Below are 13,370 nucleotides of genomic sequence, written 5' to 3' on the forward strand. Positions count from 1 at the left end.
ATATGCCATCAAGCCTTACTTGAAATAGCCAATACGCACATACCCTAGCCATTGTTATTGTTATTATTGTTGTTGTTATTGTTATTATTGTTGTTACTGTTCTTCTCTTTCTCGCGCGCTACCGCTGCGGCGCTACTGATTCCCAGCCCCGCCGCCCCCAGCATCACCAGCTGGCCATTGTTGGCGAACGCAGCACTATCGAGCCGCGAAATCTGCCTGCCGTCAGTCCAGATCACCAACGTCTTGGTGGCTTCAGATACCAGATAATATTTTTTCTGTACGCCAGCGTGATAACAGCTCAGCTGTTTCGCGTGATACACCACGTAGTCTTTTTTCGGCTGGCCCTGCTGCAGATAATCGACCAGCCGCGCTTCGATCGCGGTGCGCGCCGGCCCGTCAGGCAGACCGCAAGCATTGAGGAATTGCTCCAGCGTAAAGGCGGTTTTTTCAAGCGTCGCGGTCGCCATCGTCGGCCTCCGGCAGGTAGTAAAACTCGAAATTCGGAAAAGGCAGATTGAGCGCCTGGATGTGATAAAAGGCGTTGTTCTTCTGCTTCTGGTAGTGATAATCGCGTAAATAGCCGGTTGTGACGAAACAATTGTTCAGTACACCGCGCATGAACAATCCACTGTGCAGCGCCAGCAAGGGCGCTAGGTCGACGCTGCGCCAGCCCGCGCCAAGCGCGGAAGGTGCGGTGACCAGCCGGCGGAACAGCTGGTAGCTGAACAGGTGCTCCTGCTTGGTGCGCTGCTCGTCGCCGTAGACCACCGGCGTATCGCGCAGCAGCTGCAGATAGAGCGTGTTGCGCACCGGCTCGTCGCAGGCCGCGTCCCACACCGCCTCGTTGATGTGCAGGCGCAGCGTGTCGCCGGCCGCGAGCGTGTAGCAGGTGGACGCGCTTTTCAGCAGCTGCGACGCCAGCGGCACGATGTCATCGTCAATCTGCAGTGCGAACATCTGCGGTGAAAACAACGCCCTTAATCCATCATCAGCAGTGATCAGCTGCGATAGTGCGTTCTTGTCGTCGTGCAGGTCACGCGGCAGCAGCACCTCGTTCACCGGAGCAGCCGGCAGCGGTGCCGTAATCGCACTGGCCGGATGGTTGGTCGCTTGATACCAGCGCGCGTAGTCCTGTTGTTCGGCCGGCGTTTCAAGGGGGTACAGCGCTGGTGCGGCAGAGTACATGGTCTGCTGCAGCGCGCAGGTGTAGGACTTGCCGCTGCGGTTGTGGAACTTCACCACTGCGCAGCCGGTATTGCAGCGCGACAAATGGCCGCAGCCCCGGCAATCGGCGGCAAAGCCCTGTTCCTCGTGGATCGCGCGGATTTTCGCAGCGCCAGCCGCCAGCACCTCGTGCACCGGGTCGCTCAGCAAATTCCCGTAACGAAACTCCGGCAGCCCCTGGCCGCGCACGCAGGAATACACCTCGCCGTCGCCCTGCAGCAGGTAGAACTTTTCGCCGCAGTTGACCGCATTGGTGCAATAGCTGGGAGTGAATTCGTCGAACCAGTGGCGGCGCAGGCCTTCTTCCAGCTCGGTGCCGGTGAATTCACGCTGCAGCAGCTCGAACAGCGCCACCTGCTCGGCTTCGCTGGCCGGCGTGAGAATCTGCTCGCCCTGATGCGCGCGGTTCAGCTGTGAGGGAAAGGCGAACATCAGATTGAGCTGGTTCATGTCGAAACCCAACTCGCGGTGGATATGCCAGATGTCGGCAACCAGCTCGTCCGGCCGCGCCAGGTGCTCGCGGCTCAGCGTCGCCGAGATTTTCTTCGCATGTGGATAGTTTGCCAGCAGGCGCAGATTGGCGCGCGTGCGCGCCAGCCAGTCTGCGCCGCCACGCGTCACGCGATACTGGCCGTGCAGCGCCAGCGGCAGGTCGATGCTGGCGCTCACCGACACCTTGTGGCGGTCGAACAAGTCGTAGAGCTGGTGGAAATTGTAGAGATTGGTCTTGATGTGCGGCGCCGACTTGCGGTGGCCATTGGCCTGCAGCACATCGAAGTGCTTGAGGTAATGCGCACGGATTGTCGTGAACAGGCCATCGAGAACCGCCGGCGGGATCGTCGTCGCCTCGCCGCCGTGCAGCGATACATTGAAGGCCAGCACATTCGCCTCGTCCAGCCGCTGCAGCGCAGTCTGCAAGGTATTCACCGCGCGCGCGGCATCGCTTTTCAGGCTGGCAGTGGTCGTCTGCTCACCCAGATAGCAGTAGCGGCAGCCCAGATTGCAGTTCAGCGTGGGCACATAGAGCAGATGAATCAGGCGCGGACTGGCGTTCATTCTTCAGCCACCCCGCGAATTTCGGCCGCCGGCGCGGCGGCACGGATGTGTTCGAGCAGCCGCCCGCTCACCCGCGCGAACTTGTCTGCCTGATGCCGGGCAATCTTGTCGGGCTTGCGCGCATTGCTGGGGAAGCGCTCGGCTTCCAGCACGAACATCCTGCCATCCAGATGCGTGAGCAGCAAACGGCGCGCTTCACGCTGCACGCGGCTGACGTTGGCAAAATAGACCAGATCGTTGCCGGCAAGCAGGTATCGACTGGAAACCAACAGTTTTCCTGAGCTACTGATGGATACCCACCAGTATATTGTCACCGGCAGCACACCAGCCGGCCCCAAGTCCAGCCACCACCCGGCAATCAGCACAATCGCCGCCAGCAGCCATCCCGACCAGCCCCAGTCAGGCATGAGCTTCGATTTCGGACTTTTGTATTTCCACTCGGCGATAGCCATGGTGCTTTCCCTGTAAGCTTTATTCCACTTTGCGCAGAAAACGGCGATGGGTCAATGACTGCCAAATTCCATCCGGAAATGCAGATTTTGCCCGGGCTGATCCGTTTTCCAGCGGTAGCGGGCCAGATAGTCCATCGTCCGTCCCTGAATTTCATGTTGCCAGAGAGCCCGAGTACCCAAGGGATAAGCGATATCCCAGCTTTCTGGTTGCGATTGTCCATGTTGCTGCGGGACTGCACGCGTGCGCGGGCCCATGGCAAACACGCCCAGGCTGGCAAATTCCGGATTTTCCGTTTCCGGCAACACCAGCCAGGCGATGTATTGCGCACCGGGCTCGAGACGCAGTTGTGGCACCTGAAAGCGGATCTCCTTGACCCTGAAGTTGCGGCTGACAAACAGCGGCTCGGACTCCCAAAGCACGGAATCCACCGGATGATCGACTTCCCAGCGGGCAATCCGCAACTGCACCCGCAAATCCGTCACCCGTTCCGGATAGATGGTTTCCCTGCAAAGAAAACTGACGGACTGCAGCAAGGGATGTGTCGCTGGCGGCTGAAAGATCTGCCCCAGCCCGGTCGTTTCACCGCCCGGGCTATGGACATACAAATTGAAACTGCTTGATTCCGTACCCTGTACTTCCCGCTCGGGGATGAACACCCTGCTGGCTACCATCGGGCTGACTGGGCCCGCCAGCGGAGCGCCACGGTCGTGATAGACCTTGAATGCGGCTCCGCCCAGACCGACACCCAGCATCAGCAGCGCAATGGTTTTGATGATCTGCATGTGCGCCCCTAGTAGCCATCACTGCTACAGCGACCGCCCTGACAGCGCAAGGTATTGAAGTCGTACACTGTCGAATGGCCCGGGTCGCCCTGTGGCTGCGGCACACCGCGGGGGATGAAAAATACCGCCGAATGGGCGCCATACAGACCGGCCGGATAGGTAAACGGCTTGAGTACCACATAGGCATTGCTGTAGCGAGGCAATTCCGGCTTGCTCTGTCCTGCAACCGGGGGGGTATCCGGTGCCGGGCGTGAGCGCGCCACGGCATCGACCCACGCCTGCATATCCGCCTGATTCGATTTGCGCAGAATGCCTTTGTTCACCGCCTCGACCAGCCCTGCCTCACCTGCTTTCGGGGCACTGCGGTCGATATAAGACTCCGGCCGGATATCCGCCGATGTCTCGACACGGGCACCGGGTGGAATCGCAGCCCCAATGACAATTTGCCCATCCGTGGCCGGGTAGACCATGCTGACCGGACGGCCAAACAGTTTGCGCGACAAGGGGTTCAATCCGGCCTGCTGGTCCGAGCCAACGTAAAAATAACCACAGGCCCCCCGATTGTCATAGGTACTGGTCATCACCGTCGTGCTCTGGCTGAATCCCGCCACCGCCTGACGGTGATAACCGCTGGCCAGAATGCCGACAACCCGCGTGCCCGGGGTCCAGCCGATATTCCAGACCGTGGGTTCGTAAGCCCCCAGCATCAGCACCACCGGCTTCGCCGGATGATTGACGATCACATCCATGCGCGTTGCGGCATGCCCGCTCTGATCAATCTGGAAATCCTGTTTCTTGCCGGAATACGCTCCAGCAGCAAAAACCACGAAATCCGCTGGCAGTGTGGCGGCAGGGAAGCTGCACTGGCGAACAGCTGGGCGCTCAGTCGGTGTGAACGGTACGCTGGGTTTGCTGCGGATTGTTTCCGCAAAACAAGAGTTCGCCGCAAGCGCACTGGCCAGCAGCAACATCCTTCTGGCTGACTGATCTGAATACCTCACCATTCACCCCTCATGAATTACAAATGATGAAGGGTAATAGAACAGAATAAGAAAGTGTGCCCTGCCTGATTGACTGATGTCGCGAAGCAACACCGGCAGCAGTTGCGCAGACAATTACATCTGAGCGGACCAGTGCCGTGCCGCCCACTCGCGTCGCGCAGCTTGATCGTGGAAAGTCCATGCCAGAATGCGGCTGCTTTTCTGGCCCTGTGCCATGTCGATCACGCGCACTTCCACCGCCGGCGTGGCGCGCAGCGCCTGTTTCAGTCCCGGCAGGTTTTCGCTGCGCGCGACCAGCGTGGTGAACCACAGGCACTGGCGCGCGAATTGCCGGCTTTCGGCGATCATGCGGCGGATAAAGGCAGCCTCGCCACCGGGACACCATAATTCACGCGCCAGACCGGCGAAATTGAGCAGCGGTTTACCTCGAACCGGCTTGCCCGGATGCTGTCCGGCCTTGGCCAGATTGTTCCATTTGCGTTCGCTGCCTGCCGTTGCCTCAGCTTCTGATCGGTGGAATGGCGGATTGCACAGCGTGAAATCGAAGCGTTCACCGCAGCGGATAATGTGGCGGAAAATCGCCTGCGGGTCACGCTGCAGGCGGCAATCCAGCCCGCCGGCCAGCGCCGGGTTGTTGGCAAAAATCTTGGCGGCATTCTCCAGCGCCGGGACATCGATGTCGGCGCCGGCAAACTCCCAGCCATACAGCGCCCGCCCGAGCATCGGGTAGATGGCATTCGCGCCGACGCCGATATCCAGCCCGCGTACCGCCTCACTCTGTGGCCACGTTCCCGCAAAGTCGCCAGCCAGCAGATCGGCCAGATGGCAGAGGTAGTCGGCTCGCCCGGGAATCGGCGGACACAGATAGCCCGGCGGAATATCCCAGCGGGTGATGCCATAGTGCAACGCCAGCAATGCCCTATTAAGCAGCTTCACCGCCACCGGATTGGCGAAATCAATGGTCGGCTCGCCCAGCGGGTTGCGCTTCACGCAACGAGCAAGTTCGGGGACGGCTTGCGTGAGCGCGGCAAAATCGTAGCGGCCCTGGTGGGGGTTGCGCGGGTGCAGGCCGGGCTTGCCGGCAGGGCTGGGTGTACTCATGGCTGGCGCAGAAAAGACAACGGCGCCACTTTGCCAGAAGCAGCGCCGTTGTGGGTGACTGGATGCAGCCTTTACTTGCGCGGGTCGCCTTCGTCGACCAGATTGTCAGCGCGGGTTTCCCAGTAATCGGCGTGCTTGATGCCCAGCGGGCGCGGATCGAATTCCGGCTCGATGCCCTTGGCCTGCTGCGCTTCGTAGTCGTCCAAGGCCTTCAATGCCGGCTTTTGCAGCATCAGGATGGCGATGATGTTGAGCCACGCCATCAGGCCAACACCGATATCACCCAGCCCCCAGGCCAGATCGGAGGAGCGCACCGCGCCATACACGGCGGTTGCCAGCAGCATCACCTTCAGCAGGAACATCGCCGTATCGTTGAAACGGTGATTGCGCAGGATGTAGGCCACATTGGTTTCGGCAATGTAGTAGTAGGCCACGATGGTGGTGAAGGCGAAAAACAACAGTGCAATGCCGACAAACATCGCGCCGAAGCCGGGGAACATGCTTTCCACCGCCGACTGGGTAAACCCGGTACCGGCTTCGACGCCGGGCAGGCCGTTGAACAGGAAGCCGCCGGCCGGATTGGCGACATTGTACTTGCCGGTAATCAGCACCATAAAGGCGGTAGCCGAGCACACGAACAGGGTATCCACATACACGGCAAACGCCTGCACGATGCCTTGCTTGGCCGGGTGGCTGACCTCGGCGGCCGCCGCAGCGTGCGGGCCGGTGCCCTGACCGGCTTCATTGGAATACACGCCGCGCTTCACGCCCCACTGGATGGCCAGACCGATCATTGCGCCAAAACCGGCGTCAAAGCTCAGCGCCGAGCTAACGATCAGGCGCAGCACTTCGGGCAAATCGCGGATGTGCAGTGCGATCACCACGCAGGCCATCAGGATGTAGCCCAGCGCCATGAAAGGCACGATGATTTCGGCAAAGCGTGCGATGCGCTTCACGCCGCCGAAAATGATCAGCCCCAGAGCAATCACGATGCCCAGCGCCGTGGTTGCCGGCGGAATGCCGAAGGCATTCTGCATGCCGCTGGCAATCCCGTTGGCCTGCATGCCCGGCAGCAGCAGCCCGCAGCCGAGAATGGTCGCCAGCGCAAAGGCAATCGCATACCAGCGCATCCCCAGGCCGCGCTCGATGTAATACGCGGGGCCGCCCCGGTACTGGCCGTCGACACGGGTCTTGTAGATCTGGCCGAGACAGCACTCGACATAAGATGTGCTGGCGCCCAGAAAGGCCATCATCCACATCCAGAACACCGCCCCGGGACCACCAAAGGCAATCGCAGTGGCCACACCGGCGATATTGCCGATGCCCACGCGGCCAGACAGCGTCATGGTCAACGCCTGGAAGGACGACACACCCTCGTCGGAGGCCTTGCCATCAAACATCAGGCGCACCATTTCACGCAAATGGCGAACCTGCATGAAGCGGGTGCGGATCGAGAAATACACGCCGACGCCCAGGCACAGGTAAACCAGTGCCGGACTCCAGACGTAGCCGTTAATGAGATTGACAAAATCCAGCATGGCTGGCGCTCCCCCGGAAAGTGTTATGGTCGTTCCGGGGAAATTCTGTATTGCTTGCAGGCCGATTCCTATCAGGGAAGTCGGCAATCCGATTGCGCACTAAAGCAAGCGCAGCGCCAGCATGGCAATGATGGTCGGCACAGCTGCCGCCAGCGCGAGATAGCCGGCATTCACCGTCCCGCCATCGAAATGCCCGCGCAGGATGGTCAGGCCGGCCGGGTTCGGCGCATTGGCGATCACGGTAAGGCCGCCACCGGCCACGGCACCGGCCACCAGCGCATACTGGAATTGCGGGCTGAGCCCTTCAACCAGCGAGCCGAGATAGGTCAGCGCCGCATTGTCGGTAAAGGCCGTCAGCGCCGTCGCGCCGAAGAACACTGCATCACTGCTCATGCTCATCAGCACCGGCTGCAGCCACCACTGCTGCAGCCCGCCCAGCACCACCAGCCCGGCCAGGAAGAAGGCCACCAGCAGGCCCTCGCGCAGGATCAGGCGATCCTGGTGGCGGGCATAGGCATGGGTAATGCCGAGGAAGAACAGGAACAGGCCCATGAAGATCGGCGGATAGTGGGCAAACACCACCACACCGGCCAGGAACAGCAGGTGGGTAATGATCAGCGCCACCGGTACCGGTGCAGCCGCACTGGATTCCTCATCCTGCTCCAGTGCAGCCAGCTCTTTCCAGAACAAGGCCGTCAGCAGCACGGCGTTGGTCACCACGGCGAGCGCCGCCTTCCAGCCGAAATTCAGCAGCATGAAATGGATATCCCAGCCCCACTTGCCGGCCACCATCAGCACGGGCGGCGCAGCGAACGGCGTCAGCGTGCCACCGATCGAGATATTCACGAACAGCACGCCCAGCACGCCATATTTCAGCTTCTGCGAAATGCCGCGGCCGAAAAAACGCTCGGCCAGCATCAGCGCAGCCAGCGTCATCGCCGCCGGCTCGGTAATGAAGGAGCCCAGCAAGGGCACCACAATCAGGATCACCAGGAAATAACCGATACTGCCCGGGAAGGGCAGCAGCTTCGCCAGCACCTGGACCAGCTTGGCCGAGACCTGCAGGATCGGACGGGTCGCCGCGATCACCATGATGGCAAACACGAACAAGGGTTCGGTGAAATTGCGGCTGTTGATGTAGTCCTTGGCCGGACCAGAGCCTTCCAGCGCAAAGAACAGCACCATCAGGACCATGGCCCAGAAACCGAAGACGACTTCGACTTCGGCCAGAAGATGCCAGATGCCGGCGTGGCGCGAGCCGCTGTGGGCCAGCCGGTCGAAATATTTGGTACAGAAGGTATGCACAATGGCGACGGCAAACAGCGCCGCCGCAATCATCTGGATGGTCGTGGGGGTCACGCAGGGCCTCCGGGTAGCAGTTTATTCGCTGCGAGCTTACCAGTAACTCACGGAAAGGTAAGCGTAAATCGTACCGCCTGCCGCAGCGCCTGCGGCCCGGTTCCTGCAGCCCGCATTTGCTGCCCATCAATATACTTTGCGGTGTATATCGCCAAAATCTAATCAAATAAAGAACTTCATTGGCATACCCATGCCAAGCTAGACTGCCGACGACACAGTGGCCGCTGCCAGCTCGCGGCGTGCCTGCTGCAAGACCTGCCACGCGGCACTCAGCGCCAGCGCCGCCATGATGCTGGCCACCAGCAGATCCGGCCAGGCCTGCCCCGAGCCGAACACACCCAGCGCGGCCAGCAGCACCGCAACATTGCCAATGGCATCATTGCGCGAACACAGCCACACGCTCTGGCGATTGCTGTCGCCATCGCGGTGCGTGTAGAGCAGCACGGCCACGCCCAGATTCACCAGCAAGGCCAGCGCTGCGACCCAGCCCATGGTCAGCGGCTCGGGAACACCGCCGGAGAGCACCCGCCACAGCGACGCCACCAGCACGCCGATGCCAAAGCTCGCCATCGTCGCCGCTTTCACCAGCGAGGCTCGCGCCCGTGCCACCACCCCCATGCCGAGCACCCACAGGCTCAGGCCGTAGTTGCCGGCATCACCGAGAAAATCCAGCGAATCGGCCCACAGCGATACCGAACCGGACGTGGCTCCGGCAATCATTTCCAGCAGGAACATCGCGGCATTGGCCAACAGCGCAATCAGCAAGATGCGGCGGTAGGCCTGATCGCGCACGGGGGGCTGGCTGGAACAGCCGGACTGGCAGCATTTGCCCATGGGGGGCTCCTGAGAATGACCGAGATGCTGTTATGCTCAACCCTGTAGTCACTACGGAGTCAAGCGCCATGCGCGAACTCAGCACCAAGCAACTTGCCGACGCCAGCGGCGTGAACGGCGAAACCATCCGCTATTACGAACGCATCGGCCTGTTGCCCGAACCGCCACGCACCGGGAATGGCTATCGCCGCTACGGCCAGGATGCGGTGACGCGGCTGGGCTTCATCCGCCGTGCGCGCGAGCTGGGGTTTGCGCTGGACGACATCCGCAGCCTGCTGGAACTGGCCGCGCACCCGGATGCGCCCTGCCGTGATGCCGATGCACTGGTGCAGCGCCAGCTGGCCGCCGTCGAAGCGCGCATCCGCGACCTGCAGGCCTTGCAGGCGGCATTGCAGAGCCTGGCTGGCTGCAACAGCACGGCAGCGGCACATTGCCGGCTGCTGGAAGCACTCGATCAGCGCGACTGCCCCGATTGCCGGCACTAAGCTATGGCGTGATGGTCAGCGTCACATAGTCGCGGTAATTGCCGGGCGAGGCCTCCGTCTGGTTGCCATAGACTCTGGCCCAAAAGTTGACCCGGCCCTGGCCGCCGTTGCTGGCAATCTGCGTGTAGGCGGCATTCGGTTCCAGCTCGCCGAATACCCGGGTGCAGGCCGCATCCAGAAACAGCTGGTAACGCAGCCGGTCATTGTTGTTGTCGTTTTTCAAGGCACGGTTATCGACGCTGCCGGTTGTCTGCGACGGCCCTGCCGTCACCCTCGCGGTGGTGACTTCGGTACAGCGCACGAACATGGAAAACTGCTTGACCAGATCGACGGTGGTCGTCTGCGGATCATACAAGCCCATATCGCCATCGGGCAGCGAGCCGACGCTGCAGCTTGATGCGGCCTGGGCCGCCGCCGTCATGGCCCACAAGCCCAGCACCGCCCAGAATGTCAGTCTGATCATTGCTCCTCCTGGCAGTACAGCGTGCCGAGTTCGGTGCTTACCGCGCCATTCGCGGGAATCTGCAATGCTACCCGGCAATCCTCGGCCTGCAGCAGCCCGCTGCCGGCGGGCAGCTGCTCCGAATAGAAGCGGCCATCCATGGCCGTTGCCACCTCCAGCGCCGTGCCCGCCAGCTGCAGGCGCCGTGATCCCAGCGGGCTGCCATCCGCGCGCAGAATCTGCCCGCTGACGCCGTGAATGCGCTGCGTGGCAAACCCGATCCGCCGGCCATCGCGCTCGCCACTCAGCAGCGTCTTCTGCAGCCGGTCGATGCCGTATTCGATCGGCAGATCGTTCTGCACCACACCAATCTGCTGATAGCTGAAGCTGGGCACATCCGGCAGGAACAGAACCCCTTCCTCATCAGTATGACCAATCAGGCTGCCATTCTGCTCGATGCCGACATCGGCCAGCCCATCCAGCCTGACTACGGCAAAGGCATCATCGATCGGCCGGGTCAGGCGTACCGCGCCATCGGCATACGCCAGCGCCCCCTGCCAGCCCAGCCGCCAGTTCGAATAATCCCCCTGCCGCCCGACACTGCGGTTGCCGCTGAAACTGGCCTGCCCGAATGCCAGCTTGCGCTCCAGCCAGGCCATGTAATCCGTCGAGTCGGCCTGCTGCTGCGCGCTCAGGCTGTAACCCCAGCCTTCGCCGGCCGGCGAGCTCTTGCTCAGCGTGCTGGACAGCAGGGTCTGGTCATTCTGGTATTGCGCGCCGCCATACAGGCTGTGGCCATCGGCAAAATACACCGACAAATTGAGAAAACCGCTCCAGCTGCGGGTGTTGCCATCGACCAGTCTGGCCTGCGCGCTGAGCGAGGTATTCGGCCACGGTGAAAAGGTGTAACCAAGCAGATAACGGTCGGCATTACCCTGCGCGCTGACGCCTTCCTGCCGCCCGTATTCGAGGCTGAGAGTGCCCGGCCCCACCGCGCCGATGCTGGCCCCGAGATTGGCCGACCAGCGCAGCGGCGTACTCTCGGGCAACAGGGAGGAGCGCTTCCAGTAATACGGGCTTTGCCGCTGCAGATTGGCATAGATGCTGAAGCGCTCGTGGTTGTAGCGGTAATTCAGCTGCTGCGCATCGCCATCGGGCTGGTCACGATGCCGCGCCCACGAGCCCACGCCGGACAGTACGCCATACCAGCCCAGCCGCAGGCTGAACAAGGCACCATAGCTGTGATCCCCCGCATACCCGCTGGCCTGTGCGCCAACGGTCAGCCAGTCGGTCACGCCATAGCGCTGGTACAGCGAATAGGCCAGCCCGTCGTACCGGTCAAAGCTGCCATTGACGCGTCCCAGCCCCAGATTGTGGCTGTAGTCGCTAAGGCCGGCACGCAGCAGCGTATCGTCGAAATAGTAGGGAATCGCATAGCGCTGGGTGCCACCGTAGCGGTCGCGCAGCACAATGTCGACATTCTGCAGCCCGGAAAAATAGCGTAGGTCACTGAATTCATAGATGCCCGGCTGCAGATCGATGGTCTTGATGCGCTGGCCATTCAGATAGATTTCCGCGGTCGAGGGTTGCGTCACGGCAGCCTGGGACTGGAAGGTCGGCTGGGCTTCGAAGTCAGGCTGCAATTCGAACGCACTCGCGATCCCGATCCCGGCCAGGGCCTGGGTAAAACCCAGCGCGCCCTGCCGCGGCGAGAGATCACCGGCACTGATGCGCTGCATCACTTCCGGGCGGACGTAATCCAGCGTGGTGCGCAGTCGCGCCCAGCTGCTGGCGCTGCTGCCGGAGAAATAACTGTGTTCGGAACGGAAGGCCCAGCCATTCCCCGCCGCGTTGAGCGTCGGCAAGAATTGATAATCAAATCCGTCCGCGCCACTCTGGTGCAGCACCGCGGCGTCATAGCTCAGATAGGCACTCCACGGTGCGGCGGATGGCCAGCGCGGTTCGCGCTGCGTCGTCAGGGCAATCTGGTGGACACCGAATTCGTCTGCGCCCGCATCAAGATACAGCGTCAGCTCGTCGGCCTGCAGGCGGCTGCGTATCCCGTCGAGGGCATCGGCGCGAAAATAGCGGATTCCGTCCTGCTCCTGCGACATACCCTCAGGCGTACTAATTCCTGACCTTTTCAATGCTTGCTCTGCAAGCCAATACCCATCCTGATCATACAGCGCATCGACATCACCCTGCGCCACACCATTCACGATCAGGTTCAGATACAGCCGCTCGGCAGCCATGGCCGAGCCAAGCCAGCCCGCCAGTAGCAGCGCAATCAGCGTCCTTGGCATGCACTGGCCGGAATCAGAAAGGTCTGATCAAGCACCTGCTGATCGGTTTCCAGCCGGATCCGCTGCGGCAGATCGTCCCGGCAGGCATCCGCCGGCAGCGGCAGCCGGTATTCGCGGCCAGCACCGGGATGCAGGTACCAGTGGTCAAACTGGCGGATTTCGGCACCCTGCGTACCGATCAGCAGTCGGTTAAGGCGCTGGGTGGTATTGCCGGCATTCTTCAGGCTAAACACCAGCGATCCCTGCTCGATGCGCAACCCACTGCTTTCCAGCCGCGGTGCCGGTTGTTGCGGTCGCAAGAAGACCGGCACGCCGAAGCTGACCACCATCGCAACCTGCCCCTCGGCTTCGGCGGCAGCCAGATCGGGCTGCTCGTTGATGTACAGCCGGTAGGCCAGCTCGCGACCATCGGCTGCCTGCTTGCGCCCCAGTCGGATTACCTGCTTCTGTCCCGGCGGCACGACAAACTGGCGCGGGAAAAACAGCAGCTCATCGGCAACACTGCGGTAATCATCCTCGCCTTGTGCATTCTGGGTCCAGCGGCGCAGATCCAGCGCGATCCGCAAGGGTGTATCGGCAGTGTTGCTCACCGTGATCGCCTGCGACCTGTCCCTGGCGGCAAATTCGATCCGGATCGGGCTGACGGCAAACTGCCCCGCCAGGGCCGGCCCGCACAGGGTGGCCAGCAATAGGTACAGCAAGGCACGCATGACAAGTCTCCTTTGCGCAGCAAGCACGGCGTCCACAGGGCACACCGCGAGCAGCTCTGGTTTCAGCCTACTGGATCAGTCG

At 61.7% G+C, this 13,370-nt stretch carries 13 protein-coding genes; 1 reads left to right on the forward strand and 12 read right to left on the reverse strand.

Annotated elements, in window-relative coordinates; genetic code table 11:
• Positions 1-44: 44 nt before the first annotated feature.
• The 9 genes from INR99_RS02235 to INR99_RS02275 form a co-directional block, all read right to left on the reverse strand.
• Positions 45-467, reverse strand: coding sequence for a hypothetical protein (locus INR99_RS02235; RefSeq protein ID WP_194114656.1), 423 nt, complete (start codon positions 465-467; stop codon positions 45-47).
• Positions 448-2,280 (reverse strand): radical SAM protein, encoded by a 1,833-nt coding sequence (locus INR99_RS02240; RefSeq protein WP_228098032.1) that lies wholly within the window; start codon positions 2,278-2,280, stop codon positions 448-450. The genes INR99_RS02235 and INR99_RS02240 overlap by 20 nt, the downstream gene beginning before the upstream one ends.
• The gene (locus INR99_RS02245) at positions 2,277-2,732 is read right to left on the reverse strand and encodes a hypothetical protein (protein WP_194114657.1); all 456 of its coding nucleotides are present in this window, start codon (positions 2,730-2,732) and stop codon (positions 2,277-2,279) included. The genes INR99_RS02240 and INR99_RS02245 overlap by 4 nt, the downstream gene beginning before the upstream one ends.
• A gap of 51 nt (positions 2,733-2,783) precedes the next feature.
• Complete coding sequence (locus INR99_RS02250) at positions 2,784-3,515, reverse strand: hypothetical protein (RefSeq protein WP_194114658.1); 732 nt, start codon at positions 3,513-3,515, stop codon at positions 2,784-2,786.
• 8 nt (positions 3,516-3,523) lie between these two features.
• Entirely contained in the window at positions 3,524-4,516 is a 993-nt protein-coding gene (locus INR99_RS02255; protein ID WP_194114659.1) for a hypothetical protein, read from the reverse strand.
• A gap of 114 nt (positions 4,517-4,630) precedes the next feature.
• Entirely contained in the window at positions 4,631-5,617 is a 987-nt protein-coding gene (gene rlmF, locus INR99_RS02260) for a 23S rRNA (adenine(1618)-N(6))-methyltransferase RlmF (protein ID WP_194114660.1), read from the reverse strand.
• 71 nt (positions 5,618-5,688) lie between these two features.
• The gene (locus INR99_RS02265) at positions 5,689-7,155 is read right to left on the reverse strand and encodes an alanine/glycine:cation symporter family protein (RefSeq protein ID WP_194114661.1); all 1,467 of its coding nucleotides are present in this window, start codon (positions 7,153-7,155) and stop codon (positions 5,689-5,691) included.
• A 99-nt stretch (positions 7,156-7,254) separates the two neighbouring features.
• Entirely contained in the window at positions 7,255-8,514 is a 1,260-nt protein-coding gene (locus tag INR99_RS02270; RefSeq protein WP_308431427.1) for a putative Na+/H+ antiporter, read from the reverse strand.
• Positions 8,515-8,712: 198 nt separating this feature from the next.
• Positions 8,713-9,348, reverse strand: a complete 636-nt coding sequence (locus tag INR99_RS02275) for a cation efflux transmembrane domain-containing protein (protein ID WP_194114662.1) — start codon at positions 9,346-9,348, stop codon at positions 8,713-8,715.
• A 68-nt stretch (positions 9,349-9,416) separates the two neighbouring features.
• Here INR99_RS02275 and INR99_RS02280 point away from each other — a divergent pair, with 68 nt between their 5' ends.
• Positions 9,417-9,833, forward strand: coding sequence for a MerR family transcriptional regulator (locus INR99_RS02280; protein WP_194114663.1), 417 nt, complete (start codon positions 9,417-9,419; stop codon positions 9,831-9,833).
• Position 9,834: 1 nt separating this feature from the next.
• Here the strand turns inward: INR99_RS02280 and INR99_RS02285 are convergent, their stop codons facing one another.
• Genes INR99_RS02285 through INR99_RS02295 form a run of 3 tightly spaced genes read right to left on the reverse strand, consistent with a single transcriptional unit; the run spans position 9,835 to position 13,288 of the window.
• Positions 9,835-10,296, reverse strand: a complete 462-nt coding sequence (locus tag INR99_RS02285) for a spore coat protein U domain-containing protein (protein ID WP_194114664.1) — start codon at positions 10,294-10,296, stop codon at positions 9,835-9,837.
• On the reverse strand, positions 10,293-12,578 hold the full coding sequence (locus tag INR99_RS02290) for a fimbria/pilus outer membrane usher protein (RefSeq protein ID WP_194114665.1): 2,286 nt from the start codon (positions 12,576-12,578) through the stop codon (positions 10,293-10,295). The genes INR99_RS02285 and INR99_RS02290 overlap by 4 nt, the downstream gene beginning before the upstream one ends.
• On the reverse strand, positions 12,563-13,288 hold the full coding sequence (locus INR99_RS02295) for a fimbrial biogenesis chaperone (RefSeq protein ID WP_194114666.1): 726 nt from the start codon (positions 13,286-13,288) through the stop codon (positions 12,563-12,565). Before INR99_RS02295 ends, INR99_RS02290 begins: the two co-directional genes overlap by 16 nt.
• Between the last annotated feature and the right edge of the window lie 82 nt (positions 13,289-13,370).

It is taken from the genome of Chitinilyticum piscinae, assembly GCF_015223195.1.
Lineage (GTDB): Bacteria > Pseudomonadota > Gammaproteobacteria > Burkholderiales > Chitinibacteraceae > Chitinilyticum > Chitinilyticum piscinae.

What these genes read in the sequence shown, in the direction of transcription:
- INR99_RS02250 (WP_194114658.1), bottom strand. Translation starts at nt 3,515, where the DNA reads ATGCAGATCATCAAAACCATTGCGCTGCTGATGCTGGGTGTCGGTCTG.
- INR99_RS02265 (WP_194114661.1), bottom strand. Translation starts at nt 7,155, where the DNA reads ATGCTGGATTTTGTCAATCTCATTAACGGCTACGTCTGGAGTCCGGCA.
- INR99_RS02295 (WP_194114666.1), bottom strand. Translation starts at nt 13,288, where the DNA reads ATGCGTGCCTTGCTGTACCTATTGCTGGCCACCCTGTGCGGGCCGGCC.
- INR99_RS02285 (WP_194114664.1), bottom strand. Translation starts at nt 10,296, where the DNA reads ATGATCAGACTGACATTCTGGGCGGTGCTGGGCTTGTGGGCCATGACG.
- INR99_RS02275 (WP_194114662.1), bottom strand. Translation starts at nt 9,348, where the DNA reads ATGGGCAAATGCTGCCAGTCCGGCTGTTCCAGCCAGCCCCCCGTGCGC.
- INR99_RS02235 (WP_194114656.1), bottom strand. Translation starts at nt 467, where the DNA reads ATGGCGACCGCGACGCTTGAAAAAACCGCCTTTACGCTGGAGCAATTC.
- rlmF (WP_194114660.1), bottom strand. Translation starts at nt 5,617, where the DNA reads ATGAGTACACCCAGCCCTGCCGGCAAGCCCGGCCTGCACCCGCGCAAC.
- INR99_RS02280 (WP_194114663.1), top strand. Translation starts at nt 9,417, where the DNA reads ATGCGCGAACTCAGCACCAAGCAACTTGCCGACGCCAGCGGCGTGAAC.
- INR99_RS02245 (WP_194114657.1), bottom strand. Translation starts at nt 2,732, where the DNA reads ATGGCTATCGCCGAGTGGAAATACAAAAGTCCGAAATCGAAGCTCATG.
- INR99_RS02240 (WP_228098032.1), bottom strand. Translation starts at nt 2,280, where the DNA reads ATGAACGCCAGTCCGCGCCTGATTCATCTGCTCTATGTGCCCACGCTG.
- INR99_RS02290 (WP_194114665.1), bottom strand. Translation starts at nt 12,578, where the DNA reads ATGCCAAGGACGCTGATTGCGCTGCTACTGGCGGGCTGGCTTGGCTCG.